This window comes from Nocardia tenerifensis NBRC 101015 (assembly GCF_000308715.1).
GTDB classification, from domain to species: Bacteria; Actinomycetota; Actinomycetes; order Mycobacteriales; family Mycobacteriaceae; genus Nocardia; species Nocardia tenerifensis.
The window spans coordinates 1-25,272 of record NZ_BAGH01000369.1; the positions used below are offsets into that span (position 1 = coordinate 1).

29 protein-coding genes and 1 riboswitch are annotated in these 25,272 nt (G+C 69.9%); of the genes, 18 read left to right on the forward strand and 11 right to left on the reverse strand.

Annotated features, from left to right (window positions below):
• Positions 1-180: 180 nt before the first annotated feature.
• From ON39_RS28995 to ON39_RS29005, 3 genes are read left to right on the forward strand one after another with little or no spacing between them, the layout of a single operon-like run.
• Positions 181-426 carry a DUF2630 family protein gene (locus tag ON39_RS28995; protein ID WP_040739160.1) on the forward strand — a complete coding sequence of 82 codons (246 nt, stop codon included), beginning with the start codon at positions 181-183 and terminating at the stop codon, positions 424-426.
• A 5-nt stretch (positions 427-431) separates the two neighbouring features.
• On the forward strand, positions 432-1,868 hold the full coding sequence (locus tag ON39_RS29000) for a dihydrolipoyl dehydrogenase family protein (RefSeq protein ID WP_040739138.1): 1,437 nt from the start codon (positions 432-434) through the stop codon (positions 1,866-1,868).
• 13 nt (positions 1,869-1,881) lie between these two features.
• Positions 1,882-3,387 (forward strand): carboxylesterase/lipase family protein, encoded by a 1,506-nt coding sequence (locus ON39_RS29005; RefSeq protein ID WP_040739139.1) that lies wholly within the window; start codon positions 1,882-1,884, stop codon positions 3,385-3,387.
• A 4-nt stretch (positions 3,388-3,391) separates the two neighbouring features.
• Here the strand turns inward: ON39_RS29005 and ON39_RS29010 are convergent, their stop codons facing one another.
• The 3 genes from ON39_RS29010 to cobF form a co-directional block, all read right to left on the reverse strand.
• Positions 3,392-4,261: an Fpg/Nei family DNA glycosylase gene (locus ON39_RS29010; RefSeq protein WP_040739140.1), complete on the reverse strand. Its 870-nt coding sequence runs from the start codon at positions 4,259-4,261 to the stop codon at positions 3,392-3,394.
• A gap of 54 nt (positions 4,262-4,315) precedes the next feature.
• Positions 4,316-4,630 (reverse strand): DMT family transporter, encoded by a 315-nt coding sequence (locus tag ON39_RS29015; protein WP_040739141.1) that lies wholly within the window; start codon positions 4,628-4,630, stop codon positions 4,316-4,318.
• Between the two features lie 9 nt (positions 4,631-4,639).
• Positions 4,640-4,704, reverse strand: a riboswitch (guanidine-III (ykkC-III) riboswitch).
• A gap of 73 nt (positions 4,705-4,777) precedes the next feature.
• On the reverse strand, positions 4,778-5,515 hold the full coding sequence (gene cobF / locus ON39_RS29020; protein WP_040739143.1) for a precorrin-6A synthase (deacetylating): 738 nt from the start codon (positions 5,513-5,515) through the stop codon (positions 4,778-4,780).
• Between the two features lie 85 nt (positions 5,516-5,600).
• Here cobF and ON39_RS29025 point away from each other — a divergent pair, with 85 nt between their 5' ends.
• The 7 genes from ON39_RS29025 to ON39_RS29055 all read left to right on the forward strand — a co-directional run bounded on the left by ON39_RS29025 (position 5,601) and on the right by ON39_RS29055 (position 11,392).
• Entirely contained in the window at positions 5,601-6,401 is an 801-nt protein-coding gene (locus ON39_RS29025; RefSeq protein WP_040739144.1) for a thymidylate synthase, read from the forward strand.
• Positions 6,398-6,928 (forward strand): dihydrofolate reductase, encoded by a 531-nt coding sequence (locus ON39_RS29030; RefSeq protein ID WP_246002763.1) that lies wholly within the window; start codon positions 6,398-6,400, stop codon positions 6,926-6,928. The genes ON39_RS29025 and ON39_RS29030 overlap by 4 nt, the downstream gene beginning before the upstream one ends.
• A gap of 200 nt (positions 6,929-7,128) precedes the next feature.
• Positions 7,129-7,455, forward strand: coding sequence for a cupin domain-containing protein (locus tag ON39_RS29035; RefSeq protein ID WP_040739145.1), 327 nt, complete (start codon positions 7,129-7,131; stop codon positions 7,453-7,455).
• A 60-nt stretch (positions 7,456-7,515) separates the two neighbouring features.
• Positions 7,516-8,532, forward strand: coding sequence for a Dyp-type peroxidase (locus ON39_RS29040; RefSeq protein WP_040739163.1), 1,017 nt, complete (start codon positions 7,516-7,518; stop codon positions 8,530-8,532).
• The gene (locus tag ON39_RS29045) at positions 8,529-9,329 is read left to right on the forward strand and encodes a family 1 encapsulin nanocompartment shell protein (RefSeq protein WP_040739146.1); all 801 of its coding nucleotides are present in this window, start codon (positions 8,529-8,531) and stop codon (positions 9,327-9,329) included. The genes ON39_RS29040 and ON39_RS29045 overlap by 4 nt, the downstream gene beginning before the upstream one ends.
• 30 nt (positions 9,330-9,359) lie before the next feature.
• A complete protein-coding gene (locus ON39_RS29050) occupies positions 9,360-9,920 on the forward strand; it encodes a hypothetical protein (protein WP_246002762.1) in 561 nt (186 codons plus the stop codon).
• A gap of 47 nt (positions 9,921-9,967) precedes the next feature.
• Positions 9,968-11,392, forward strand: a complete 1,425-nt coding sequence (locus tag ON39_RS29055) for a TerD family protein (RefSeq protein WP_083894755.1) — start codon at positions 9,968-9,970, stop codon at positions 11,390-11,392.
• A 3-nt stretch (positions 11,393-11,395) separates the two neighbouring features.
• On the opposite strand, the gene ON39_RS29060 is transcribed toward ON39_RS29055, so the two are convergent.
• Positions 11,396-12,055, reverse strand: a complete 660-nt coding sequence (locus ON39_RS29060; protein ID WP_051187290.1) for a TetR/AcrR family transcriptional regulator — start codon at positions 12,053-12,055, stop codon at positions 11,396-11,398.
• A gap of 39 nt (positions 12,056-12,094) precedes the next feature.
• On the opposite strand from ON39_RS29060, the gene ON39_RS29065 reads away from it, so the two are divergent.
• The 4 genes from ON39_RS29065 (at position 12,095) to ON39_RS29080 (ending at position 17,105) form a co-directional block, all read left to right on the forward strand.
• Positions 12,095-13,618, forward strand: a complete 1,524-nt coding sequence (locus tag ON39_RS29065) for an amino acid permease (protein ID WP_040739149.1) — start codon at positions 12,095-12,097, stop codon at positions 13,616-13,618.
• Positions 13,619-13,693: 75 nt separating this feature from the next.
• Positions 13,694-14,446, forward strand: coding sequence for a DUF1989 domain-containing protein (locus ON39_RS29070; protein ID WP_040739151.1), 753 nt, complete (start codon positions 13,694-13,696; stop codon positions 14,444-14,446).
• Positions 14,443-15,048: an urea amidolyase associated protein UAAP2 gene (locus ON39_RS29075; protein WP_040739152.1), complete on the forward strand. Its 606-nt coding sequence runs from the start codon at positions 14,443-14,445 to the stop codon at positions 15,046-15,048. The genes ON39_RS29070 and ON39_RS29075 overlap by 4 nt, the downstream gene beginning before the upstream one ends.
• Before the next feature lie 83 nt (positions 15,049-15,131).
• Positions 15,132-17,105, forward strand: a complete 1,974-nt coding sequence (locus ON39_RS29080) for a 5-oxoprolinase/urea amidolyase family protein (RefSeq protein WP_040739165.1) — start codon at positions 15,132-15,134, stop codon at positions 17,103-17,105.
• Between the two features lie 7 nt (positions 17,106-17,112).
• On the opposite strand, the gene ON39_RS29085 is transcribed toward ON39_RS29080, so the two are convergent.
• The 3 genes from ON39_RS29085 to ON39_RS29090 all read right to left on the reverse strand — a co-directional run bounded on the left by ON39_RS29085 (position 17,113) and on the right by ON39_RS29090 (position 18,784).
• A complete protein-coding gene (locus ON39_RS29085) occupies positions 17,113-17,337 on the reverse strand; it encodes a hypothetical protein (RefSeq protein WP_110293387.1) in 225 nt (74 codons plus the stop codon).
• A gap of 57 nt (positions 17,338-17,394) precedes the next feature.
• A complete protein-coding gene (locus ON39_RS49745) occupies positions 17,395-17,547 on the reverse strand; it encodes a hypothetical protein (RefSeq protein ID WP_169335928.1) in 153 nt (50 codons plus the stop codon).
• An 85-nt stretch (positions 17,548-17,632) separates the two neighbouring features.
• Entirely contained in the window at positions 17,633-18,784 is a 1,152-nt protein-coding gene (locus ON39_RS29090) for an epoxide hydrolase family protein (protein WP_040739166.1), read from the reverse strand.
• A 62-nt stretch (positions 18,785-18,846) separates the two neighbouring features.
• Here ON39_RS29090 and ON39_RS29095 point away from each other — a divergent pair, with 62 nt between their 5' ends.
• Positions 18,847-19,797, forward strand: a complete 951-nt coding sequence (locus ON39_RS29095) for a helix-turn-helix transcriptional regulator (RefSeq protein WP_040739154.1) — start codon at positions 18,847-18,849, stop codon at positions 19,795-19,797.
• On the opposite strand, the gene ON39_RS29100 is transcribed toward ON39_RS29095, so the two are convergent.
• On the reverse strand, positions 19,794-20,810 hold the full coding sequence (locus ON39_RS29100) for an NAD(P)-dependent alcohol dehydrogenase (RefSeq protein WP_211336272.1): 1,017 nt from the start codon (positions 20,808-20,810) through the stop codon (positions 19,794-19,796). The genes ON39_RS29095 and ON39_RS29100 overlap by 4 nt on opposite strands.
• 93 nt (positions 20,811-20,903) lie before the next feature.
• Between ON39_RS29100 and ON39_RS29105 the strand changes: the two genes are divergently transcribed.
• Positions 20,904-21,575 carry a TetR/AcrR family transcriptional regulator C-terminal domain-containing protein gene (locus ON39_RS29105; protein ID WP_083894758.1) on the forward strand — a complete coding sequence of 224 codons (672 nt, stop codon included), beginning with the start codon at positions 20,904-20,906 and terminating at the stop codon, positions 21,573-21,575.
• A 3-nt stretch (positions 21,576-21,578) separates the two neighbouring features.
• Here ON39_RS29105 and ON39_RS29110 read toward each other — a convergent pair whose 3' ends face one another.
• On the reverse strand, positions 21,579-22,064 hold the full coding sequence (locus tag ON39_RS29110; RefSeq protein ID WP_040739155.1) for a MarR family winged helix-turn-helix transcriptional regulator: 486 nt from the start codon (positions 22,062-22,064) through the stop codon (positions 21,579-21,581).
• A gap of 109 nt (positions 22,065-22,173) precedes the next feature.
• Here ON39_RS29110 and ON39_RS29115 point away from each other — a divergent pair, with 109 nt between their 5' ends.
• The gene (locus tag ON39_RS29115) at positions 22,174-23,313 is read left to right on the forward strand and encodes a GDSL-type esterase/lipase family protein (protein ID WP_040739156.1); all 1,140 of its coding nucleotides are present in this window, start codon (positions 22,174-22,176) and stop codon (positions 23,311-23,313) included.
• Here the strand turns inward: ON39_RS29115 and ON39_RS29120 are convergent.
• Entirely contained in the window at positions 23,310-23,927 is a 618-nt protein-coding gene (locus ON39_RS29120) for a TetR/AcrR family transcriptional regulator (RefSeq protein WP_040739157.1), read from the reverse strand. The genes ON39_RS29115 and ON39_RS29120 overlap by 4 nt on opposite strands.
• A gap of 72 nt (positions 23,928-23,999) precedes the next feature.
• Here ON39_RS29120 and ON39_RS29125 point away from each other — a divergent pair, with 72 nt between their 5' ends.
• Positions 24,000-24,572, forward strand: coding sequence for a peroxiredoxin-like family protein (locus ON39_RS29125; protein ID WP_040739158.1), 573 nt, complete (start codon positions 24,000-24,002; stop codon positions 24,570-24,572).
• A gap of 53 nt (positions 24,573-24,625) precedes the next feature.
• Here ON39_RS29125 and ON39_RS29130 read toward each other — a convergent pair whose 3' ends face one another.
• Positions 24,626-25,195 (reverse strand): Uma2 family endonuclease, encoded by a 570-nt coding sequence (locus ON39_RS29130; protein WP_040739159.1) that lies wholly within the window; start codon positions 25,193-25,195, stop codon positions 24,626-24,628.
• Positions 25,196-25,272: the final 77 nt, after the last annotated feature.

A 25,272-nucleotide genomic window follows, 5' to 3' on the forward strand; every position in this document is an offset into this window, starting at 1 on the left:
AGCGCGGCGTCGCCGCGGCCCGCGCGCGGGGCGTCGCGCTCGATCCGCTCGCCCGCTACCACCTCGGGCCCCGCCACCACTTCGGGGTGACGCTCGGCTATACCGCCCTGTCGTGGTCCGACCTGGCCGCGGCGGTGCCGATAGCCGCCGCGTGCCTGGCGCGGCCGTAGCATGGTCGACATGACCGAACAGGACGTTTTGGCCCGCATCAAGGCGCTGGTCGACCAGGAGCACGAACTCCGCGCGCAGGCCGTCAAGGGCGAGCTGGACCCCACGGCGGAGCGCAGGCAGCTCGCCGAGCTCGAGGTGATGCTGGACCAGGCGTGGGATCTGCTGCGGCAGCGCAGGGCGCGCATCGATCAGGGCGAGTCGCCCGACAGCGCCCAACCGAGCCCGCCCGGTCAGGTCGAAGGCTACCTGCAGTAGCCACGATGCCGAGCGAAGCTACCGAATACGACGTCATCGTGATCGGCGGCGGCCCGGCCGGCGAGAACGCCGCCGACTACGCCATCGCCGGGAGCGACCGCACCGCCGCGATCGTGGAACGCGAGCTCGTCGGCGGCGAGTGCTCCTACTGGGCCTGCATCCCGAGCAAGGCGCTGCTGCGGCCCGGCCACGTGCTCGCCGGCGCGCGCGCCATGGACGGCATCACCGCGAGCGGGCTCGACGCCGCGGCCGTGCTGCGGCGGCGCGACTCCTTCGTCAGCGACCACGACGACTCCTCGCAGGTGAAGTGGGCCGGCGACCACCGCATCGAGGTCGTGCGCGGCACCGGGCGGCTCGTCGGCGAGCGCCGGGTCGAGGTCGGCGGGCGGGTGTTGACCGCCCGGCACGCGGTCGTGCTGGCCACCGGCACCAAGGCGAGCGTCCCCGACGTGCCCGGCCTGCGCGACGCGCTGCCGTGGATCTCCCGCGACGCCACCAATCTGCACGAGGTCCCCGGCCGAGTGGTGATCATCGGGGGCGGCGTGGTGGCGTGCGAGGCGGCGACCTGGCTCGCCGCGCTCGGCGCGCAGGTCAGCATGGTCGTGCGCGGCAAGACGGTGCTCGCCTCGGCCGAACCGTTCGCGGGCGAGCGCGTGATCGCGGCGCTGCGCGACAGCGGGGTACGCGTCCTGCTCGAGACCGAGCCGACGGCCGTGCACCGCCCCGACGCCCGGGACACCGGCGAGGGGCGCATCCACGGCGGCCCGGTCACCGTGCGCCTGCGCGGCAAGGACGGCGACACCGAGCTCGAGGCCGACGAGATCGTCGTAGCCGCCGGACGCACGCCGGCAACCGAGGGGCTGGGTCTCGACTCCGTCGGGCTGAAGGACGGCTATGTGCCGGTGGACGACCACCTCACCGTGCGCGGCGTGGACGGCGACTGGCTCTACTGCGTCGGCGATCTCAATCACCGTGCGGCCCTGACTCATATGGGCAAATACCAGGCCAGGGTGTGCGGCGACGTGATCGCGGCCCGCGCGGAGGGCAGGCCGCTCGACGACGCCGGGTTCACCGCGAGCGCCGACCACGGTCAGGTCCCGCAGGTGGTGTACACCGCGCCGGAGGTCGCCTCGGTCGGGCTCACCGAGGCCGCGGCCAGGGACGCGGGCCACCGGGTCGAGACGGCGGAGCTCGACATCTCCGTGGCCGGATCGGGGTTGGCGCGCAACGACTTCGCGGGCCACGCCAAGCTGGTCATCGACGCCGCCACCGACACCCTGCTCGGCGCCACCTTCGTCGGGCCGGAGATCGGCGAGCAGCTGCACGCCGCCACCATCGCGGTGGTCGGCAAGGTGCCGTTGGCGACCCTGTGGCACGCGGTGCCCGCGTTCCCCGCGGTGAGCGAGTTCTGGTTACGCCTATTGGAGACACGACGCGCCTGAGTACCATTGGCGGATGGTGGCATCGACAGATATCCAGACCGCCGACGGAGTCGTTCGGGGTCGTCGCGGCCGCCGAGTGTTGCGCTGGCGCTCCGTGCCCTACGCGGCCGCGCCGGTGGGCGAGTGGCGTTTTCGCGCGCCGCGACCGGTCACGCCGTGGACGGGGGTGCGGGAGTGCACCGAGTTCGGGTTCGCGGCGATGCAGCATCGGGCCGGCGCGCGGATCGGCCCGCGCCGGTACCAGCCGACCCACGAGGACTCGCTGACACTCAATGTCACCGTGCCCGTGACTCCCTCGACGACGCCGCGCCCGGTCCTCGTGTTCATCCACGGCGGCGGCTATCTCACCGGCACGTCGGCGCTCGGGTTGTACTCCGGCGCGCGGCTCGCGGTCCGCGGGGACGCGGTGCTGGTATCGCTGAACTACCGCCTCGGCGCGTTCGGCTACGTCGATTTCGGCGAATTCGCCACTCCGGAGCACGTTTTCGAGTCGAACCTAGGCCTGCGCGACCAGGTCGCCGCGCTGGAGTGGGTGCGCGCCAATATCGCCGCGTTCGGCGGCGACCCGGGCAACGTCACCATCTTCGGCGAGTCGGCGGGGGCGCACGCGGTGCTCAGCCTGCTCGCCGCGCCCACCGCGAAAGGCCTTTTCCACCAGGCCATTTCGCAGAGTCCACCGGCCGACTGGGCGATGACCGCCGACGACGCGCGCGTGTTCGCCCGGCGCTGTGTCGAGGCGCTCGGCGCCACGCCCGAGCGCGCGGCCGAGGCCCTGCGCACCGCGAGCGCCAACGACATCCGGCGCGCGGTCGACCGCACCAGCAATCGGGTGCTGCGCGAACGCCGCGGCCTGTTCCCGATCGCCCCCGTGGTCGACGGCGACTTCCTGCCGCAGGGGCCGGTCGACGCGATCGTCGAGGGCAACGCCCACCGGGTGCCGCTCATCATCGGCACCAACCGCGACGAGGGCACCCTGTTCGCGAAGTTCGCCGATTCGCTGCCGACCACCCCGGAGCGGCTGCGCGCCGCGCTGTCCGACGAGGAGTCCGAGGCGCGCGTCGCCGCGGCGTACCCCGGTTATCCGAGCGCGAAGGCCGCGGTGCGCGCGGGCGGCGACTTCGTCTTCTGGCGGCCCTCGCTCACGGTCATGGAGGGGCACAGCAGACATGCCCCGACCTACGCCTACCGCTACGATTTCGCGCCCCGCTCGATGCAGCTCGCCGGGCTCGGCGCGACGCACGCCTCGGACCTCATCCCGGTCTTCGGCGGCGGCGATACGCCGTTCGGCCGCGCCGTCACCGCGGCGGGCGGGCGCCGCGGGCTCCGGTCCGTCACGGACCAGTTCCAGGACAACTGGCTCGCGTTCGCGCGCACCGGTGCGCCGCTGCCCTCCTGGCCCGCCTACACCGAGGCGCGCCGCACCACCCTGATCATCGACTCCCCGACCCGCTTGGAGCACGACCCGGACAAGGCCAAACGCCTTGCCTGGCAAGGTGTCCGGGTCCCGACGCTGACCTGACCCGCTATTTGAGCAGCCGCGACATCCGCCGGTCGGCCAGGATCTTGCCGCCGGTCTGACAGGTCGGGCAGTACTGGAAGGAACGCTCGGCGTAGGACACCTCGCGCACCGTGTCGCCGCAGACCGGGCACGGCTGCCCGGTGCGGGCGTGCACCTGCATGCCGGAGCGCTTCTCGCCCTTGAGGCGGGCGGCGTCCTGGCCGACCGAGCGACCGACGGCGTCGGTGAGCACCGCGCGCATGGCCGCGTACAGCTCGGCGACCTTGTCGTCGGTGAGGGTCTTCGTATTGGCGAACGGGGAGATCCGCGCGGTGTGCAGGATCTCGTCGGAGTAGGCGTTGCCGACGCCGGCGAGCAGGGTCTGGTCGACGATCGCGGTCTTGATGCGCTGCGAGGCGCCGCGCAGGATCTCGGCGAACTGCTCCTCGGTCACCTCGAGCGCGTCCGGGCCGAGCCGCGCGATGCCGGGCACCAGCTTCGGGTCGTCTACGACGTAGACCGCGAGCCGCTTCTTGGTGCCGGCCTCGGTGAGGTCGATCGCGGGAGTCGCGCCCTCGGGGGTGAAGAAGTGCACGCGCAGCGCCAGCGGGCTCTTACCGCCGGGCTTCGGCGGCGTCTGGCTCGGCTCATCGATCCAGCGCAGCCAGCCGCCTCGGGACAGGTGCGTGATCATCCACAACCCACTGCAGTCCATGCCGAGGAACTTGCCCCAGCGCCCCGCGCCGGTCACGTCCCGGCCGGACAGCGCCGTCACCGGGGGATCGAACGTCTTCACGGCGCTGAGCGCCGCCACGTCCACACGCCCCACCACGGCACCGACCGCGTGCTCCCGCAGGAACTGCGCCAGCGCCTCCACTTCCGGTAGTTCGGGCACACGGTCAGACTACCGGTGACCACCGACAAAGCCAGGCCGCGACCGCGGTCGCGCTCAGCCGAGCACCTTCAGACCCGCCACACAACCGACGACACCGACCAGCAGAACGATCTTCAACGCGGACACCGACTCCGCGCCGGTCGCCATGGCGTAGGCGACCGTGAGCACGGCCCCGATGCCCACCCACACCGCGTAGGCGGTGCCCACCGGCAGCCCGCGCATCGCGAAGGCGAGCCCGGACATGCTGGCCAGCAAGGCAATCAGAAATATCACCGTCGGGACCAACCGGCTGAACCCCGCCGACTTCCCCAGGGCGGTCGCCCAGACGGCCTCGCACACACCCGACAGCATCAGAATCAACCACGACATGATCGGCCTCCAGGGCCGTCTTGTCGCGTGCCGGGTACGGCTCCCTCGTCCGGGGTCCCATCGAGGGACCAACTCCACCATGGCAAACACCGAGCGACCGGAGCAACCCGCACGGCGGTGATTCCCGTCTCCACCCGAGACGGCGAGTTACCGGCGCAGCAACAGATAGACGTCCATGATCCAGCCCTTCCGCGCTCGCAATTCGGCACGCCTGCGCACGATCTCGCCCTCGACCTCGCGCAGCGGACCCTCGATGAGCGTCTCGTCGGGCATGCCCAGGTAGGCGCCCCACCAGATGTGCACGTCGTCGCCGGGGACCTCGGTGAACGAGCAGTCGCCGTCCAGCATCACCACCGCGGAGTCGGCGAGCCCCTCCTCGCGCAGCCGCCTGCCGGTGGTGATGTGCACCGGCTCGCCGATCCGATGCAGCACCATGCGGTGCCGCGCGGCCAGCGCCTGCACGCTGGTCACGCCGGGGACGACCGTGTAATCGAACCGCACCGCACCGCGCGCGAGGACCCGCTCGATCATTCGCAGCGTGCTGTCGTAGAGCGAGGGGTCGCCCCACACGAGGATGCCGCCGACCCCGTCTGCCTGCGCGAAGGCCGCTTCCAGCAGAGCCGAGCGCCGCTCGTGCCAATCCTCGACCACGCCCCGGTAATCGGCGGGCGTCCGATCCCTCGGCGGGTCTTCGATTTCCACGATCCGATGCGGCCGATCGACGTGCTCGGCCAGGATCGCGGCCCGCACCTCGACCAGCTCCCGCTTCTCGGCGCCCTTGCCGATGACGAAGAACACCTCGACCTCTCGCATGGCCTTGACGGCCTGCACCGTCACCTGGTCCGGGTCGCCCGCGCCGATGCCGATCACGTAGAGCTTGCGCATGCGGCGAGCTTGCCAGGCGCGGCGAAGACTAGTGCTCACCCGCCCCGTCGGCTTCGCCTCCTACCATCCCCTAGAGTGATCAGCCGTGGCGACCGATACCCAGTACGAGGATTTACTCAGGCTGGTGCTGGAGTCCGGCACCGCGAAGGCGGATCGCACCGGCACCGGAACGCTCAGCATCTTCGGGCATCAGCTGCGCTACGACCTCGCTCAGGGTTTCCCGCTGATCACCACCAAAAAGGTGCATCTGAAGTCGATCGTCTACGAGTTGCTGTGGTTCCTGCGCGGCGACTCCAACGTGCGCTGGCTGCAGGAGCACGGCGTGTCCATCTGGGACGAATGGGCCGACGCCGACGGCGAACTCGGCCCGGTCTACGGCGTGCAGTGGCGCTCGTGGCCCACGCCGGACGGCATGCACGTCGACCAGATCTCCGAGGTGTTGCACACCCTGCGCACCGACCCCGACTCCCGGCGCATGCTGGTGTCCGCCTGGAACGTCTCCGAGCTGGACAAGATGGCCCTCGCCCCGTGCCACGCGTTCTTCCAGTTCTACGTGGCCGACGGACGACTGTCCTGCCAGCTGTACCAGCGCAGCGCCGATCTCTTTCTCGGCGTCCCGTTCAATATCGCCAGCTACGCGCTGCTCACCCGGATGGTCGCGCAGCAGACCGAGCTCGAGCCCGGCGAGTTCATCTGGACCGGCGGCGACTGCCACATCTACGACAACCACGTCGAGCAGGTCCGCGAACAGCTCACCCGCGAACCGTTCCCGTTCCCCACGCTGCGGCTGCGCCCGGCGACGTCGCTGTTCGACTACGTCTACGAGGACGTGGAAGTGGTCGGCTACCAGCATCATCCGGCCATCAAGGCCCCGGTCGCGGTGTGAGCGGTCACGAGGTGCCCGGTGCGCGCGCGCCCCGCACCGTCGCGCTGATCTGGGCGCAGACCCCCGACGGCGTGATCGGCGCGCACAACGCCATTCCCTGGCGCGTGCCCGAGGACATGGCGAACTTCAAGGACGTCACCATGGGACACCCGGTGGTGATGGGCAGGCGCACGTGGGACTCGCTGCCGCCGAAATTCCGCCCGCTCGCCGGCCGCCGCAACATCGTGGTGACCAGGCAGCCCGAGTGGTCCGCGGCGGGCGCCGAGCGCGTCGCGTCGGTGGCCGAGGCGCTCGCGCTGTGCGAGCCGGACGACGTGTGGATCGCCGGCGGCGGCCAGATCTACACCGCCGCTATGGAATTCGCGACCGACCTGCTCGTCACCGAGGTGGACACCGATGTCGACGGCGACGCCTACGCACCCGCCGTCGGCCCCGAGTGGACCACCGGCGACACCGAGCGGTGGCAGGAGTCGAAATCCGGCCTGCGGTACCGAATCCGTCGCTATACCCGCCGCGGCGCCGACTAGTCGGCAAACTTCCCGCATCGCTTATCGCGGCCGCACGACACCGTTCGATCACAGAACGCCGCCGCCGCGCGAACCCGTCCCGAGACCAGGCACGGTCGGGCATACTCCTGGATAAGCGGGGCCGGCCCTTCGTCCGTCCGAGCCCCCGAGCCGGTGCGACAGCCCCCGCACCGGCTGTTGTCATTTGCGAAAGGCGGTCCATGGACAAGAAATCGCTGACTGCGGTTGCTCGGCAACAACTCAAGATCGCGAGCACCGCCACCAGCGGGCGGAGTTCGCAGACGATCTACGGCGGCCACGCGAACTCGCTGCGCCAGACGGTGGTCGGCCTCAGCGCGGGCCAGAGCCTGGCCGAGCACGACAACTACGGTGAGGCCACCCTGCTCGTGCTCAGCGGCACGCTCACCCTGATCAGCGGCGCCAACGAATGGAAGGGCTCCGCGGGCGATCTGCTCGTGGTGCCGAAGGCCAGGCACAGCGTCATGGCCGTGGACGACGTGGCGTTCCTGCTCACGGTCGCGAAGTAGTAGCCACGGTGCCCGTGCCACCGCGCGGATGAGTCGGCGGCGGGCACTACGCTGATGATCATGAGTGAGCCCCAGCCGATTCTCGATCCGCTCACCCCTGCCGCGATCTTCCTCGTGGCCACCATCGATGCGGGCGGCGAGGCGGTTGTCCGGGACACTCTCGCCGACGTGCAGGGTCTGCGGCGCTCGGTCGGCTTCCGGCTCCCCGGCGCGGGGCTCACCTGCGTCACCTCGATCGGCTCCGCGGCGTGGGACCGGCTCTTCGCCGGACCCCGCCCGGCCGAGCTGCACGAGTTCCCCGGCTTCGTCGGCGAGCATCATCAGGCGCCTGCGACGCCGGGCGATCTGCTCTTCCACATCCGGGCGCAGAACCAGGACGCCTGCTTCGAGCTGGCCATGACCATCGGCGACCGGCTGGCCGGCGCGGCGACCATCGTGGACGAGACCGTCGGATTCCGCTACTTCGAACAGCGTGACCTGCTCGGCTTCGTCGACGGCACCGAGAACCCGGAGGGCAAGGGCGCGTACGCGGCCGCACTGGTCGGTGACGAGGATCCGGACTTCCGTGGCGGCAGCTACGTCATCGTGCAGAAGTACCTGCATCCGATGGCGGAGTGGCGGGCGCTGTCGGTCGAGCAGCAGGAGAAGATCATCGGGCGCACCAAGCTCGACGACTTCGAGCTGTCCGACGCCGACCAGCCCGCCGACTCACACGTCGCGGTGAACACCATCGTGGACGCCGACGGCGCCGAGCGCGAGATCCTGCGCGCCAACATGCCGTTCGGCAGCGTCAAGGACGGCGAATTCGGTACGTACTACGTCGCTTACGCGGCGACCCCGAGCGTCCCGGAGTTGATGCTCACCCGGATGTTCGTCGGCACCGAGGAGGCGGCCTACGACCGCCTGCTCGACTTCTCCGTCGCGGTCACGGGCACGTCGTTCTTCGCGCCGCCCCTCGACTTCTTCGACGAACTACCCCCGCCGCCGGACGCGGGCACCGCGGAACACGTGCAGCCCAACGACATCGGCTCGGGCTCACTCGGTATCGGCACGTTGAAAAGGAGCATGCACGCATGAACAACCTCTATCGCGAACTCGCGCCGATCACCACCGAGGCCTGGTCGGCCATCGAGGAGGAGGCGACCCGCACCTTCAAGCGGCACATCGCCGGGCGCCGCGTGGTCGACCTGTCCGGCCCGCACGGGCTCGACTACTCCGCGGTCGGCACCGGGCACACCACGCCCATCGCCGCGCCCGACGAGGGCGTGCAGGCCAGGCAGCGCGTGGTCGCGCCGCTGGTCGAGCTGAGGGTGCCGTTCCGGCTCTCCCGCGAGGAGATCGACAATGTCGAGCGCGGCGCGCAGGACATCGACCTGGATCCGGTGAAGGACGCCGCGAAGAAGATCGCCTTCGCCGAGGACCGGGCCATCTTCGAGGGCTATCAGGCCGCGAACATCACCGGCATCCGCGCGAGCTCGACCAATCCGGCGATCGCGCTGCCGAGCGATCCCCGGCTGGTGCCGGAGTCGGTCACCCAGGCGCTCACCGCGCTGCGGCTGGCCGGCGTCGACGGGCCGTACTCGGTGCTGCTGAGCGCGGAGCTGTTCACGGCGGTCAGCGAGACCTCCGACCACGGGCACCCGATCCGCACCCACATCGAGCGGCTCATCCCGGACGGCGAGATCATCTGGGCCCCGGCCATCGACGGCGCGTTCGTGCTGACCACCCGCGGCGGCGACTACGACCTGCGCCTCGGCCAGGACCTGTCGATCGGCTACCTCTCGCACGACGCCGAATCGGTGCAGCTGTATTTCCAGCAGAGCCTGACCTTCCTGGTGTACACGGCCGAGGCCGCGGTGGCGCTGGAGGCGTGAGCTTTGCGCGCACACGGCAGGCGGTAGCCTGTGCGCGATACGCCGGAACTGGTAGGTGAGATGACGATGGTGCGGGCCGGAGTGGTGCCGACGCGGCGCGCGGCGCTCTACGCGGGCCTGGCGCTCGCGGCCACCGCGGTGCTGTGCGCGGCGGTGGTCGCCCTGTTCGGGGTGAACCGGGTGTTCACCGGCCTGCTGGCAGGCGCCGTCGCGGGGGTCACCGTGGCGGCGATGCTGTTCACCAGGGACGCCGTCGTGCTCACCGAACAGGCGATCTACCGGCGCACGCCGTGGACGGAGTCCAGCATCGACTGGGGCCGGGTGGTCGCCGGGCGGTTCACCCTCGACGAACGGGCCCGCTGGTCGCTGGCGCTGGATCTGTCCGGCGGCGACGAGCGGCACGGCGAGTTGGTGCTGCTGTCCATCCCGCCGGTGCTGCGCCCGGTCTCCGGCGCCTACGATCTGCGCAAGCGGGAGCAGGTGAACGAGATCCGGGCGCTGTTGCGGCGCAAGCGGATTCCCGTCACCGTGCTGCCCGAGATCGCGGGGGCGCTGCAGCGACACTGGGAGATCGCGCCGCCGACGCGCTGATCAGGTACCCAATCCGCGCGTTTGGCGATACGTTGGCAAGTGTGTCGATGACGAAGGGCGCCAATGTCGCGGTGCCGATGTCCGCGGTCCGGATCGAGCTGGGCTGGCAGAGCGGGCCGGGCGTGCCGGACGCCGACGCCTCCGCTCTGCTGCTCGTGGCGGGCAAGGTGCGCTCCGACAACGACTTCGTCTTCTACAACCAGCCGAATCACCCCTCCGGCGCGGTCCGGCACGAGGGTAAGCGGCCGGGGCCGACCGTGCTCGACACGCTGTCGGCGAACCTGGCCCAGGTCGAGCCGCAGATCGACACGATCGTGATCGCGGCCTCCGCGGACGGCGGCACCTTCGGCCAATTACGTGGACTGTACGTGCGTTTGGTGGATCCGGGCAGCGGCGCGGAGGTGGCGCGGTTCGACAGTACGGGCGCGACCACCGAGACGGCGTTCGTGCTCGGCGAGCTCTATCGGCGGCAGGGCGCGTGGAAGTTCCGCGCGGTCGGGCAGGGCTACGACTCCGGATTGGCCGGGCTGGCCACCGATTTCGGCATCTCGGTGGACGACGCGCCCGTGCCCGCCGCTCCGCCGCACCAGTTCACCCCGCCGCCACCGCCTGCCGCGCCACCGCATCAGTTCGCCGCGCCGCCGCCACCGGCTCCGCCCGCCCCGCAGTACGCGCCGCCGCAGCCGCAGTTCCCGCCGCCGCCTTCGCAATTCCCGCCGACGCAGCCACAGTTCTCGCCGCCGCAGCAGTCCGGATATCCGCCGCCACCCGGCACTTACGGCGCACCACCGCCGAATATCGCTCCGGCCCAACAGTTTCCGCAACAACCCGCGGCCCCGGTCAACCTCGGCAAGATCTCGCTGACCAAGGAAGCCCCGTCCATCTCGCTGACCAAGCAGGGCGCCACCGGCGGCGTGATGCGGATCAACCTGAACTGGACCGGCGCCTCCGCCGCCCCGCGCAAGTTCGGCAAGCGCAGGAACACCGGCGGTCTCGACCTCGACCTGTGCTGCCTCTGGGAGCTGGCCGACGGTTCGAAAGGCTCGATCGGCCCGCTCGACAGCTTCGGCACGCTGCGCAAGAAGCCGTTCATCCAGCTGGATCAGGACGACCGCACCGGCGCCGTCGCCACGGGCGAGAACCTCGACATCAATCTCGACCACACCGCGCAATTCCGCCGGATTCTGGTCTTCGCCTCGCTGTACGACGGCGCGGACGACTTCCGCGGCGTGCACGCGACCGCCACGCTGTACCCGGTCGGCTCGCCGCCGATCGAGATGCTGGTCGGCGGGTGCACCGACAATTCGCGCGAGATGGTGCTCGCGCTGATCGAGAACGTCAACGGCGAGTTGGTGGTGCACCGTCAAGGCGTCTTCATCCGGCCGCCCGCCGGGCGACCGCTGTGGGGGAAGAAGGAAGTCGACAGGGCCTACGGCTGGGGTCTCAAGTGGGGACGCAGCGCGGGTAAATAAGTCTCAAGCGATTTCGAGCAGTCGCGATGCCTCGTCATGCAGGGCGTGCAGATCGCCCGGCCAGCCGAGCACGCGCAATGCCGCCTCCGGGATCGTCCGCTCCGAGTCCGCCGGGGCCTCGCCCTGGTCGGATCGCATGTTGATCACCGTCTCGACCAGCCGAAACGGTAGAGCCTCCGCGCCTGCGACACCCGCGCCGCCGACCTCGGCCAGCACCCCGGCGGCCAACCTCTCGTAGTGTTCGCGCAGTTCGTCACGCCGTCGCCGGAACATCGCGAAGCGTTCCGTGCGCAGCTCCGGAAGCAGGTACAGCGCGCCCAGATTCCAGCGCGCGGCGCAGAGCTGCCGGACGTCGAAGCGGGCGAGCGCGTATAGCCGGGTTGGCACCGGCGCCGACACCTTCCCCAGTCGCTCGGCGAGTTCCAGTGGGGCGGCTATCGTTTCGGCAAGCAGCGCGTCGAGGATGTCATCCTTCGCGGCGAAGTGATGATAGAGCGAGGCCTGACGGATGCCGACCGCGTCGGCGACCACACGGGTGGAGGTGTTCGCATAGCCATTGGTGGTGAACAGCTCCCCCGCGGCGTCCAGGATCTCGGCGCGCGGCGTCTGGCCGCGACGGCGTCGCTGCTCCACCCGAGGACGGCCGGGGCCGAGGTTTGCCACACGCCCCATTCTGGCAGTTCCGCACGCAGAAGGACGCTGATGGCCACGATGTTCGCCCCGCCGCCCGACACCGGCCGCGACGGCGCCGATCTCGCCCGGTTCGGTTACCGCCCCGTGCTCCGGCGCAGGCTCGGCCGCTACGCCTCGTTCGCGGCCGGCTTCTCGTTCGTCTCCATCCTCACCACGATCTTCCAGTTCTTCGGGTTCGGGTACTCCTTCGGCGGCGCGGCCTTCTTCTGGACCTGGCCGATCGTGTTCGCCGGGCAATTCCTGGTGGCGCTCAACTTCGCGGAACTGGCTGCGCGGTACCCGATTTCGGGGTGCGTCTACCAGTGGTCGCGCCGACTCGGCGGCGAACTCGTCGGCTGGTTCGCCGGCTGGCTGATGGTGATCGCGCAGATCGTCACGGCCGCCGCGGCGGCGATCGCGCTGCAGGTGGTGTTGCCGTCGATTTGGCCGGGGTTCCAGATCATCGGCGACGACACCGCGCTCACCTCGCCCTCCGGCGCGACGAACGCGATCCTGCTCGGCAGCGTCCTGCTGGTGGTGACGACGGTCGTCAACGTCCTCGGCATCGATGTGATGTCGCGGATCAATACCATCGGCGTCACCGTCGAGATCGTCGGCGTGCTGGCGATCATCGCGCTGTTCTGCACCCACACCGAGCGCGGGCCAGGCGTCGTACTGGAGACCGGTCAGGCCGCGCCCGGCCCGTACTGGTCCGCTTTCCTGGTGTCCGCGCTGATGGCCGCCTACGTGATGGTCGGCTTCGACTCCGCGGGCGAGCTCTCCGAGGAGACCAGGAATCCGCGCCGAGTCGCCCCGCGCACCATCCTGGCCGCGCTCGCGGTGTCCGCGCTCGGCGGCGGGCTGCTGCTGATCAGCGCGCTGATGGCCGCGCCGAGCCTGTCCGACGGCGCGCTCGCCGCAGGGGGCCTGGCCTACGTGCTCACTTCGAAGCTGGACGGCCCGGCGGGCACGGTGCTGCTCTGCTGCGTCGCGGTGGCGATCACGGTGTGCACCTTGGCGATTCAGACCGCGGGATCGCGGCTGATGTTCTCGATGGCGCGCGACGGGCGGCTGCCGTTCGCGGAGCGGCTCGCCGCGGTGCACCCGCGCTTCCGCACGCCGGTGCTGCCGTCGGTCATCATCGGCGTGCTCGGCATCGCCCTGCTCGCACTCAATCTCGGCAATGCCGCGATCTTCGCGACCCTGGCCGGCGTGTGCATCGTGACGCTGTACCTGGCCTACCTGCTGGTCACCATGCCGCTGCTGGTGCGGCGAAGCAAGGGCATGCCGGTGGCCGACGCCGGTCTGTTCGGTCTGGGCCGCTGGGGCCTTCCGGTCAATGTGCTCGCCGTGCTGTGGGGCGTCGCCATGGCGGTCAACCTGGCCTGGCCGCGCGCCGAGGTCTACGACCCCGGCGGCGGCGAGTGGTGGATGCGCTGGGCGGCACCGCTTTTCGTGCTGCTGGCGGTCGCCGTCGGAGCGGTCGTGCACCGGTTCGTCGGCCGTAGACCCGTCGTCGACGAAAGCGTCTCGCCCCCAACGGGATCCACCTGACCGGCGCGCGGTGGTGGTGCCGGACACCACCGCGCGCCTCCGCTTCCGACTCGCGGCTACCGAAGGAGGCATCACATGAGCAGTACCGCATCGACCGAGGGCGCACGGGCGCACGCGCGGGCACAGGCCGCCTCGGCGACTACCGAGGACCCCGACCTGCCGATGGGTATCGAGTCAACGAGAATCACCTATTCCGAACGCATTCCAGGCGACGGATACGCGAATATCGTGCTGGGGCGCGGAACTCGGCTTCGTCTTTCCGACTCGGCGGGCGCCGCCTGCGCCCATCTGCTGCTCGTGCGCAGCGACGCGCCGTGGGAACGGCTGAACGTCGCTGACACGGTGAAGGTTCCGTGGCAGGCCTACCTCGGCGACGGGCACCCCCTGCTGTCCGATCAGGGCCGCATCCTGGCCACCGTGCTCGCCGACGCCTCCGGCAGGCACGACGCGCTGTGCGGACCGACACCCGAGGCTCGGCGGTTACTGCGCCTTGCGGGCGCCAAGCACGGCCTGGCGCCGCGCGATATCGGGCCGACGGTGTCGTTCTTCCGCGGGGTGCGGGTGGCCGCCGACGGCGGGCTGAGCGCCACCGGCAGCGCCGCGCCCGGCTCCTCGGTCGACCTGCTGGTGCACCTGCCGGTGATCCTGCTCGTCGCCAACGCCGCGCACCCGCTCGACGATCGCGCCACGACGGATCTCGACCTCGTCGCCTGGGCCGCACAGGCGGAACTCACCGTCACGCACAGTGACGACCCGGAATACCAACGGGCCGTGTGGAATACCGAGCGCGCCTGGACGGCCGCACGCACGCGGGAGGTAAGGGAATGACCAGCATCGTGCTCGACGAGACCGTCCCCGCCCGTGCACCCTGGTCCGCGGTGGTCGCGGCGGGCGATCACCTGGCGATCATCGATCTGCACGGCAACCAGGCGGTGGACTGCCTGCTGTACTCGGCGGCCGACCACACCGAGCGCTACAGCGCGCAGGCCACGATCGCCGCGCAGCGCAATATCTTCCTGACCACCGGCAGCGTGCTGCGAACGGACGCGGGCACCGCGCTGATGACGGTCGTCGCGGACGAGGTCGGCAATCACGACACCATCGCGGGCGCCTGCTCCCAGGAGTCGAACACCCTCCGCTACGGTCACCACACCCGGCATCAGCACGCCTGTGTGGAGAACTTCCTCACCGCCGGGATGCGCTGGGGCCTGGGCAAGCGGGACCTGGTATCGAACATCAACTGGTTCATGAACGTGCCGGTGGAGGCCGACGGCACGCTCGGGATCGTCGACGGATTGTCCGCTCCCGGAAAGCGAGTCACCCTCCGCGCGGAGGTCGACACGCTGGTCCTGGTCTCCAACTGCCCGCAGATCAACAACCCCTGCAACGGATTCGACCCGACGCCGGTGCGGATGGTGGTGTCGAGATGACCGTCGCCGACCTACCCGGTGTCAGATTGCCCGCCTCGAGTCCGAGACCTCCGCGCAAGACCGTCGAGGTGGTGCGTCCCGGAATGCTGACCACCGTGCAGGATTGGCCGGGGCGAACCGGATACTGGCACGTCGGCGTGCCGCCGTCGGGGCCGATGGACGACGTGTCGTTCCGGCTCGGCAACCGGGTGCTCGGCAATGCCGAGGGCGCGGCCGGGCTGGAGTGCACCCTCGCCGGTCCCGCGCTCCGGTTCTCGGCGGCCACCTGGGTGTGCGTCACCGGCGCGCCGACGACCGTGACGGTGGACGGCGTGCGCGCGGCACCGTGGCGAACGATCCGCGTCCCGGCGGGCGGCGTGCTCGATGTCGGCGCGGTGCGCGGGCCGGGCATGCGCTGCTACGTGCTGCTCGCGGGCGGCCTCCAGCTACCCGAATACCTAGGCAGCGCGGCCACTTTCCCGCTCGGCCGGTTCGGCGGCGGCACGGGCGCCGCGCTGCGCGCCGGCGAGATGTTCGCGCTCGGGCCGTCGCGCGACCCCGTCGCCACCGCCGTGCCGGCGGACGTTCAGCCGGTGCTGGCCGGTCGCTGGGAACTCGCGGTGACCGAAGGTCCGCACGGCGCACCGGAATTCCTCACGCGCGCCGACTTCGACACGCTCGTCGGCACCGACTACACGGTGCACTTCAACTCCGATCGCACCGGCGTCCGGCTGATCGGGCCGAGGCCCGGCTGGGCGCGGGCCGACGGCGGCGAGGCGGGCCTGCATCCGTCGAACATTCACGACGCGCCGTACTCGGTCGGCGCGCTGAATCTCACGGGCGATACCCCGATCCTGCTCGGCCCCGACGGCCCGAGCCTCGGCGGATTCGTCTGCCCCGTAACGGTAGTCGCCGCGGAGCGCTGGAAGCTCGGGCAGCTCACGCCGGGCGATGCCGTGCGTTTCGTGCCGATCCGCGGCGAGCGCGCCGCCTCCGTTCGCGACCTCGGCGTCGGACGACGGGCATGCTGGACCACGGTGCTGTCCGATGGAGGCGATGGAGACGACGGCATCCTGCGGCACGCCGAGAGCGATGACGGGACCCGCGTGACCTATCGCCGAGCGGCCGACGACGCCGTGCTCGTCGAATACGGCTCCATGACACTGAATCTCGCGCTGCGGGCCCGCGTGCACGCCTTGCATCAGCACCTGCTCGCCGCCGGCGTGCGCGGCGTGACCGAGCTGACCCCGGGCATCCGCTCACTGCAGATCAGGGTCGACCCGCACGTCCTGCCCGTGCCCGTGCTGCTCGATTTGCTGGCCGAGGTGGAGAGGCAGCTGCCCGCCGCCGATCGGCTCGTCGTCCCGAGTCGCACCGTGCATCTGCCGCTGTCCTGGGACGACCCGGCCACCCGCGAGGCCATCACCCGCTACATGCGCGGTGTCCGCGCCGACGCGCCGTGGTGTCCGTGGAACATCGAGTTCATCCGCCGCGTGAACGGATTGCCCTCGGTGGCAGACGTTTACGACACGGTCTTCGGCGCCGAGTATCTCGTGCTCGGGCTCGGCGACGTGTATCTCGGCGCTCCGGTCGCCACGCCCACCGACCCGCGCCACCGCTTGGTCACCACCAAGTACAACCCCGCCCGCACCTGGACCCCGCAGAACGCGGTCGGCATCGGCGGCGCCTATCTGTGCGTCTACGGCATGGAAGGTCCTGGCGGCTATCAGTTCGTCGGCCGCACCACCCAGGTGTGGAATCATCGCGCGGGCCCGCTCGCCGGCCGTCCCGGCGCGGATCGACATCCGTCCGGCGACGAAACACCCTGGCTGCTGCGCTATTTCGACCGCATCCGCTGGTATCCGGTGACGGCCGACGAATTGCTCGACCTGCGGGCCGATTTCGCCGCGGGCACCGTCGCGGTGCGGGCCGACGACGGGGAATTCCGCCTCGCCGACCATCGCCGATTCCTCATCGACAACGCGGAGTCCATCGCCGAGTTCCGTGCGACGCAGACGGCGGCATTTGCCGCCGAACGCGATTCGTGGCGGCGCACCGGCGAGCTCTCCGCCGGGTGAGCGCGGATCAGGTCATGGTCGTCGGCACGACGGGCCCGCTCCAACCGCACGGCAGGCCGCACGTCGCGACGACCATCTCCTCTTCCTCCTCATCGTCGAACGTGGCGGTGATGGTCGAGGCGTGCGCGGGATACCCGCACAGCGGACACTTGCCGAAGTAGTTCAGCACCGGGTCCACCCGCGACGAGACCATCGTGCGATTCCGGCGACTCGGCAAGCCCGGTGTGTCCATGGCGTTCCTCCCGCCCCGATGGTGCGCCACCGACCCGGCTACGGCAAGCCCCCGAATTCACCAGCCGAAGAGCTCGGCCAGGTCGACCGCGTCGTCGTCCCACACGCGCTCGATCGCCTCGCGTTCGGCCTCCGGCAACTCGGGCGACCACCCGCAGCGCCGCCAGAACTCTTCCCGATGTTCCTGCGTGAATGGTTTCGGTTTGTCCATGGCTGCACCTCGCCGACGCCTGCACCCATGATTGTGGGCCTGTTCCGGCGGCGACATGCCGGAACAGGCTCACCGACTTCGGTTTTCAGCGCAGGTCGCGGAAGAACTCGCGGACGTCGGCGGTGAGCAGCTCCGGCTCCTCCAGCGCCGCGAAGTGGCCGCCGCGATCGACGTCGTTCCACCGGGTGATGGTGTTCTCCGTCTCGACGTACCGGCGAATGCCGACGTCGTGGGCGAGGACGAGGGCCGCGGTCGGCACGCCGGAGTTCGATTTCGGCGGGCCCCAGGGTGATTCCTGTGCGTAGCCGACGTAGGCCGCCGAGCCCGCGGTCCCGTTGAGCCAGTACAGCATCGCGTTGGTCAGCAGCAGGTCGCGGTCGATGATGCTGTCCGGGTTCTCGTTTCGCGGGTGCGTCCACTCGCGGAACTTGTCCATGATCCAGGCCAGCTGTCCGACCGGGGAATCCGTCAGCCCGTAGGCCAGCGTCTGCGGCCGGGTGGACTGGATCGCGATGTAGCCGAACTCCTCCCGCATGAAGGCCTCGATGCGCCCGATCCGATGCCGTTCGCGCTCGGTGAGGCTCGCGAACTCCGCCTCGGGCAGCGGCAGTTGCGGATACGGTCCGGGACCGTTGAGGTGCACTCCCGCAACGCTTTCCGGCGCCACCCGGCCCACCTCCGGGCTCACGGCCGCGCCGACGTCGCCGCCCTGCACGCCGTAGCGCGGGTACCCCAGCCGGTTCATGAGTTCGGCCCACGCCGCGCCGATCCGCTCGATGGTCCAGCCCGCCGCCGCGACGGGACCGGAGAAGCCGAAGCCGGGCAGCGACGGAATCACAAGGTGGAAAGCGTCTTTCGGGTCGCCGCCGTGTGCTCGCGGATCGCTCAGCGGCCCGATCACGTCCAGGAACTCGACCACCGAGCCCGGCCAGCCGTGCGTCATCAACAGCGGCAGCGCGTCGGCCTCGGGCGAGCGGACATGCAGGAAGTGGATCAGCTGACCGTCGATCTCGGTCGTGTACTGGGCGTAGGAGTTCAGTCGCGCCTCAGCCGCCCGCCAGTCGTAACCGGTGCGCCAGTAGTCGACCAGCTCGCGCAGCCAGGCGGTCGGCACGCCGGTGTCCCAGCCGTCGCCGGGCAGCGGGGCGGGCCAGCGCGTGCCGTCGAGGCGAGCGCGCAGGTCGTCGAGCCGCTGCTGCGGAATGTCGATGCGGAATTCGGTGATCTCGTTGCTCATGCAATAGACGGTATGGGCCACCTAGGACAGCCCTCGCCCTAGGTTTGCGGCAGACTCGAATCATGTTGGAAACCTCCGCCAGACTGCTGCGGTTGCTCTCGCTGCTGCAGACACCCCGCGACTGGACGGGCGCCGCGCTGGCCGAGCGCCTCGAGGTCGATGTCCGCACGGTGCGCCGCGATATCGACAAGCTGCGCAACCTCGGATACCCGGTGGACGCGACGCCCGGTGTCGCCGGTTATCGGCTGGGCGCGGGCGCGAAGCTGCCGCCCCTGCTGCTGGACGACGACGAGGCGGTGGCGGTGGCGATCGGCCTGCGCACAGCGGCGGGCGGCACCATCACCGGCATCGAGGACAGTTCGCTGCGCGCGCTCACCAAGCTCGAACAGGTGCTGCCGTCGCGGCTGCGCCACCGGGTCGGTCTGCTGCAGTCGGTCACCGTCTCGGTGCGGGCCGGCGGGCCGACCGTCGACCCGGACACCCTCACCGCGATCGCCGGCGCCATCCGGGACAATCATCGCCTCCGCTTCGACTACCGAAACCACGACGGCACAACGGCTTTGCGCACCACCGAGCCGCATCGCCTGGCGCACACCGGCCGCCGCTGGTACCTCATCGGCTGGGACATCGACCGCGCCGACTGGCGCACCTACCGGGTGGACCGACTGCACCCGCGCATCCCGACCGGCCCCCGCTTCGCACCGCGCGAGTCGCCCGACGCCGATCTGTCCGGCTATCTCTCCACGGGCGTGACAAGTTCGCCGTACCGCTACGCCGCCCGCATCACCCTCGGCGTGCCCGCGGCGGTCGCCGCCGACCGCATCGCCCCCACCGTCGGCGTAGTCGAGGCGATCGACGACGAAAGTTGCTTGCTCCGAACGGGTTCGAACTCGCTGGACGAGCTGGCGATCTACGTGGCGGGTTTCGGTCTCCCGTTCCGCGTGCACGAACCGCCGGAGTTGATCGACCATATCCGCGAACTCACCGCCCGGCTCGCCGCGTCGGTCGACTAGACCACGAGCACCGTTTTGCCCTGGGCGTGCCCGTCGAGCACGTGCTGCACCGCCTCGTCCGCTCGGTCCAGCGGGTAGCGCCGCTCGATCAGCGGTCGCAGTCGGCCGTCGGCCGCCAGACCGGACAGGTACTCCAGGTCGGCGCGGCGCGGACGCATCAGCAGGATCGCGAGCTTCGGGGCCGAGAAGAGAGTGGCCAGCAAGACCTTTGACATCCACACGATGGGACCGAGCCAGTTCCCACCGGGTGCGCCCGCCGAGGAGACGAAGACGCCGTTCGGGGCGAGAATTCGTCGGCAGTCCCTGATCGAACGATTGCCGACCAGGTCGAGCAGCACGTCGTACCGGTGTCCGGTCGCGGTGAAATCCGTTGCGGTGTAGTCGATGACGTCATCCGCGCCGAGTGCTCGCATCACGCCGATGTGCCGGGTGCTGCACACGGCCGTGACGTCGGCGCCGAGCGCCTTGGCGAGCTGGACCGCGGCGCTGCCGACACCCCCGGACGCACCGTTGACGAGCACGCGCTGCCCGGCCCGCAGCCCGCCGACATCGCGCAGACCCTGGAGCGCGGTCATGCCCGAATCAGGCAGGGCGGCAGCCTCTTCGAGCGAGAGACCCGTCGGCGCGTGGGCGAGACGCTGCTCCTGGACGCACACGTACTCCGCGAAGGCCCCCGCGTTCACCGACCCGAATACCGCGTCGCCGGACCGGAATTCGGTCACCTCGGACCCGACCGCCGCCACCTCCCCGGCCAGGTCGTGCCCGATGATCGGATCCTTGGGCCTGCGCAGGCCGAAACCGAGCCGCAGCAGGTAGGGCGTGCCGGTGAGCAGGTGGACATCGCCCTGGCAGACCGACGCGGCGCGCACCCGGACCAGTACCTCGCCGGGACCGGGAGCGGGCCGCCCCACCACCTCCGTCCTGAGCGCCGCGCCGGTGCCGTACCGCGGCGCGACCACCGCCTTCATCGTGTTGATCTCGACCGTCGATTGCGGGCTGTGCGCCTCGGACATGGGCTCTTCCTCGCCTGAAACTGATACTTACAGCGTAAGTCACGCAACGGGGACGCTACGCTTACACCGTAAGTCCGTCAAGAGAGGGAGCCCATGCCCAGGACATCCGGCGATGGCGCGCCGCGCACGCCACTCAGCCGGGAAAAGGTGCTGCGCACCGCGATTCGACTCGCCGACGAGCACGGGCTGGCGGCGCTGTCCATGCGCAAGCTCGCCCAGACGCTCGGCGTCGAGGCCATGTCGCTGTACAACCACGTCAAGAACAAGGACGACCTGCTCGACGGCGTGGCGGATCTCGTGGTCGCCGAGATGGGCGTGCCCGAGATCGGCGGGGACTGGAAGGCCGCCATGCGCGCGCGGGCGAACGCCGCGCACGAGGCGCTGCTGCGTCACCCGTGGGCCACCGGACTGATCGGCTCGCGCCTGAACGTCGGCCCGGCCATGCTGCGCTACATCGACGCGACCGTCGGCTGCCTGCGGGCGGCGGGCTTCTCCTATCAGCTGGCCGATCGCGCATGGAACGCGATGGACAGCCACATTTACGGATTCACCATGCAGCAGGTGAACTTCCCGCTTCAGCCAGACGAATACGCCTCCGCGGCAGCGCATTTCCTGCCGCTCATCCCGGCGGACCGGTTCCCGTGCATGAACGCGCTCTCGCAGTTGGTGATCGACGGAAAGCACACGGGCATAGCCGATTTCACCTTCGGGCTCGAACTGATCCTCGACGGTCTGGAGCGGTTGCTCGGCGAATCCGTTGAGTGACGGTCAGTCGGCGGGGCCGTCGACGCCGAAAGTCGCGTCGGGGTTCGTCGTGTCGCGCACGACGCGCAGCGCCTCGATCAGAGCGTCGAGCTGCGTCGGCGTCAGCAGGCCGGTGAACCAGCGCTCGACCGCCGCCAGATAGTCCGGGAGCACCTGCTCGAGTCTTTCCGCGCCGCGTTCGGTCAGCACCGCGTAAGCACTGCGCCGGTCGGCGGGGTCGAGTTCCCGCTGGACCAGCCCGGCCCGCGCCAGCCGGTCGACCAAACGGGTGACGCCACTGGTCGACAGCGTGGTCTGCACGGCTAGGTCCGTCATGCACAGCCGCCACCGCGGTGAACGACTCAGGCGCATAAGCGCATTCAGGTCGAGACCGGACAGACCGTGCGACTTCCAGACCGGCTCCAGCTTGCCGACCACCCCCTCGTGCGCCTCGAACAGCAGACCCATCGTGGTCAGCCGCGGGTCCTCGAAGAGTTCGGTCGAGTCCATGCCGACAACCTACCCGAACTACTTGCCTCGCGGATAGTTGACACGCGGAATACATTGTTGTAGAAATATGCACACGCAACATTCCGCACGACAAGTACTGGAGCTTTCGATGTCTGACAACACCGCCTGGGTCGCCGGTTTCCGTTCCGCGGTCATCAGCCCGTACGAGCAGATCAAACTCAACGACTCGCGGTCGTTCGCCGACGAAACCGTGCGGCAAGTCCTGCACCTGGCCGGCGGCGGCGAGCAGTTCCGCGTCCGGCTGACCAACCTCTACGGCACGGCTCCGCTGGTGATCGGCGCGGCCAGGGTCGCGCTGCGGAAGGCGGGCGGCGAGATCATCGCCGAGAGCGACGCCGCGCTGCGGTTCGACGGCGCGGAGGGGGTGACCATCCCCGCGGGAGGTGCGGTGGTCAGCGATCCCATAGCGACGGCCGTGTCCGCGGGCACCGATCTGGCGCTCAGCCTCTACCTGCCCGAGCCGACCGGTCTCGCGACCTTCTCGCATCAGCCGGGCGAGATCTCCTACGTGGCAGCGGGAAACGTCGTTTCGGAGCCCAACCTTGCTGCCACCGAGGAGGTTCCGTACCGGTTCTTCGTCACCGGCGTCGACGTGCTCGCCCCCGCGGGCACACCGATCGCCGTCGCGCTCGGCGACTCCTGGTTCGAGGGCGTGGGCTCGACCATGAGCGCGAACCTGCGCTCGGTGGACGCGCTCAACAGCCGCCTCGACCGCGGCTGGGTGGTCAACCAAGGCATCGGCGGAAATCGTCTGCTCACCAATGAGATCGGCGTGCCCGGCCTGGCTCGCTTCGACCGCGACGTGCTCAGCGTGCCCGGCGTCACCGCGGTGCTGATCAACTTCGGCATCAACGACCTCATTCTCGGCGGCATGTCCGGGGAGCCGCCCGCCACCGCCGACGAGTTGATCGCCGGGTTCACCGAGATCGCCCGCCGCGCCCACGACGCGGGTCTGACCATCCACGCCGCCACCATCGGCCCCTACGCGGGCGTCATCTACGAGGGCATGCCGGTCGAGGAGACCGCGGGCACCCGTCGCCGGGTGAACGAATGGCTGCGCGGCACCGATGTTTTCGACTCGATCTTCGACGTCGCCGACGCCGTCGAGGACCCGGACCGCCCCGACTTCATCCGCGCCGCCTACGACAGCGGCGACGGCATGCACCTCAATGACGCGGGACATCGCGCCATGGCCGAAAGCGTGGACCTTAAAGCGCTTTTCGGCTAGCTATCGTTTGCCAGACCGCGCAACACGATCGCCAAGCCGCCGTGGAACTCGTCGGTGACGGACATCTTTCGCGCTTGCGCCGCGGTCTCGGTCAGCGTCGGATACTCGTCCGGGGACAGTTGGGCGATGGCGGCGGTCGCGGGAGCGTTGATCGACGCGTAGTGCTCGTTCTGCAGGAAGCCGAGGAGGAACGCCACCAGGGTGCGCTGGGCGATCACCCGCTCGGCGCCCGCGAAGCCGCCCTCGGTGAGGACCGCGAGCATGGCCTCCATCCAGCGAAGAGTGGCGGCCGAGCGCTCGCGGTGCCGGGGCATGAGCGGCACGGTGGCGGGATGGGCGGAGACGGCGGCGCGCATCCGGTGGAGCAGGGTGGTCACCCGGTCTCGCCAGGGAGAGTCGGCGGGGGTCGACACGTCGAGGTCGGCGAGCATCACGTCGATGACCAAGTTCTCCAACTCTTCTCGGTCGGCGACGTAGCGGTACAGGGCCATGGTGGCCATGCGCAGCTCCTTCGCCACGGCGCGCATGGTGAGCGCGGACAAACCGTCGCGGTCGATGACCGCCAGCGCGGCCGCGCCGAGATCGGACTTCGTCAGGGAGCGAGGACGTGGCATGGGTTGACAGCGTACAAGGTACGCGCATACTGGATGTAGGTGTACAAGGTACGCCTACGAAAGGAATAGCTCATGCCCTCACCGACCACTGTCTCCGCACGAACCCTGACCACCGTCGCCGGCGCGTCCGTGCCCGTCCCCGACCCGGATCGCCTGATACACCTGCAATTTCGCCGCTTCGCCGGCTGCCCCATCTGCAACCTGCACCTGCGCTCGTTCGTCGCGCGGCACGCCGAGCTCACCGCGGCGAACATCCGCGAGGTGGTCGTCTTCCATTCCAGCGCAGCCGAATTGCGCAAATACACCGAGGACATCCCCCTCGACCTGATCGCCGACCCCACCCGCGCCCTCTACCGAGAATTCGGCGTCGAATCCTCCCCCCGAGCCCTGCTCGACCCCCGAGCCTGGCCCACCATCCTCCGCGCCGTCACCCAGGTCATCCGGACCCGCAAAACCCACCCCGCTCCCCCGAGCAACCCCGAAGGCGGCCGCCTCGGCCTCCCCGCCGACTTCCTCATCTCCCCCACCGGCCAAATCCTCGCCGCCAAACACGGCACCCACGCAGAAGACCAATGGTCCGTCAACGAACTCCTCGCCCTCACACCAGTTCCGGCGCAACACCACCGCCCGCCCACGAAAAGCTGACCCCCCGAACCCGGCTGCCCGCTACCCCGGTCGAAAATTCATCCAGCGAAAGTTCAGGGCAGCAGTGACCCTGGATCAATGGTGAACTCGAAGGGCCTGCGCAGGGTGACGGCGTCTCCGGCCCCCACCCTGTGCGTCAGCTCGTACGTCTTGTCGTCGCCGAGCTCGTGGGCGAACAAGACCGGCAGGGCTTCGCCGGGCAGTTGGCCGCGGAATGAGTTGATCTCGAACCGCCAGTAGTTCGGGATTCCGGCCTCGCCGTAGACGACGGGCTTCACCATCCGGTCCTGCAGTGTCGTCGAGTCGGAGACCACCTCGACCGCCAGCTTCACCTGCTCGGCGGGGATCCCACGGGCATCCACATCGAACGGAACGGTCATCACTATGAGGTCCGGGATCGGCTCGTCATCGCCGACCAGCACCCCGAGCCCCTGGATGGCGAGAAGGCCGGACGGAACGACCGCGTCGAGGGCCCGTTCCAAGCCCTTGATCAGCCATTGGTGCCGTGGCTTGGGGACCGCGTTCACCACCAGCTGGCCGTTCAGCACCTCATAACGCAGGCCGTTTTCAGCAATGTTGTCGAGGTCCGCAGCCGTCCAACGGTCGGCACCGGGTACCGGCATCGCGCACCTCCGATCTCGTTGAACGGGAGCAATTGAGGTTTGTTGCGAGGGTTCGGGGCCGGTGGCGAGCACTGGTT